The sequence below is a fragment of the Corynebacterium sp. ACRPS genome, assembly GCF_022346005.1.
Classification (GTDB): domain Bacteria; phylum Actinomycetota; class Actinomycetes; order Mycobacteriales; family Mycobacteriaceae; genus Corynebacterium.
The window spans coordinates 1-1,320 of the sequence record NZ_JAKRMY010000041.1 but is presented as its reverse complement, the minus strand read 5'-3'; the positions used below and the strand labels follow the sequence as shown (position 1 = coordinate 1,320).

Sequence of the window (1,320 nt, the reverse complement as noted above, 5' to 3'; positions counted from 1 at the left end):
TGAGGTTACCCTCGTTTAGTGGACACCCTATTAGTACGGATCTTGTGTCCGTAGGAGAGGATGTTCATTGTGAGTTCGTCAAGGAAGAAGTACACCCCGGAGTACCGGCAGGAGGCCGCCAGACTGGTCATTGAGTCTGGGCGCCCAATCGCTCATGTGGCTAAGGAAATTAGCGTATCAGCCACAATTTTAGGCAGGTGGGTCAAACTTGAGCGGGAACGCCAAGGCTCGGTAGATGGCCGCAGTGATGCCGATATACGAGCCGAAAACGCTCGCCTGCGTCGTGAGTTAGCTGAGGCCAAGATGGATAATGAGTTCTTGTCAAAAGCCACCGCCTTCTTCGCTGCGAAGCAACGCGATCGGAAAAATTTGAGCTAATGCAGCAGGAGAAGGCGAACTACAGCATCAAACGAATGAGCAGGTTATTAGAGGTTTCTCGTTCTGGCTACTATAAATGGCAAAAGGCTCAAGCAGTACGGCTTCGTGGTGAAAATCAGCGTCAGAGATTCCTCGACCAGTTAGACAGGAAAATTCATGACATCTGGGAAGATTCTGACGAAGTCTACGGTGCCCCACGGATTACTGCAGAACTCGCCGAGGGTGGGGTCTATGTGAATCGCAAAACCGTGGCCAAACGCATGCGGATGATGGGTATTGAAGGCATCTCACCCAGGGCGTTTGTTCCCGTAACGACGATTCAATCCAAGCGGAAGTCAACGCTTCCAGACCTAGTGAAACGCCTATTTGATCAAGGGCAGCTTAATCGAGTGTGGATGTCGGATATTACCTATCTACGCACGAATGAGGGCTGGCTGTACCTATGCGTTATCCGCGATGGACACTCCCGCCGAGTCCTAGGCTGGTCCATGGATAGTGTGCAGGATTCTTACCTAGTTGAACGTGCACTGCGCATGGCTTACACCCTGCGTGGTGAAGTACCCGACGGCGTGGTCTTCCACGCCGATCGTGGTACCCAGTTCACCAGCGAACAGCTGTGGCAGGTCTGTCAAGAACTAGGGATTGCACAATCGGTCGGCCGTACTGGTGTCTGCTTTGACAATGCGATGGCCGAGTCGTTCTGGTCGACATTGAAGACCGAATTTTACGATCGGAAGGAATGGCGAACCCGCAACGAAGCCCGGAAGGCGGTGGCTCGCTGGATTGAGATTGTCTACAACCGGCGCCGTCGCCACTCGTCCATCGGGATGGTAAGCCCCGTCGATTTCGAAGCCCAGCTCGCTGATCAAAATGGTAATAAGAAGGCCGCTGCTTAACCCCTAAGCAGCTTAACTACGTGTCCACGATTTGCGGGCAACCCTA

1 protein-coding gene is annotated in these 1,320 nt (G+C 53.0%); it reads left to right on the top strand.

Going from position 1 to position 1,320, the window contains the following annotated elements; translation table 11 throughout:
* Positions 1-60 precede the first annotated feature (60 nt).
* Positions 61-1,274 (top strand): IS3 family transposase gene (locus MHX65_RS11470; protein WP_232208497.1). Its coding sequence is split into 2 segments (ribosomal slippage): positions 61-334 and positions 334-1,274, totalling 1,215 coding nucleotides; the frame shifts between segments, so codons are not numbered across the junction.
* Positions 1,275-1,320: the final 46 nt, after the last annotated feature.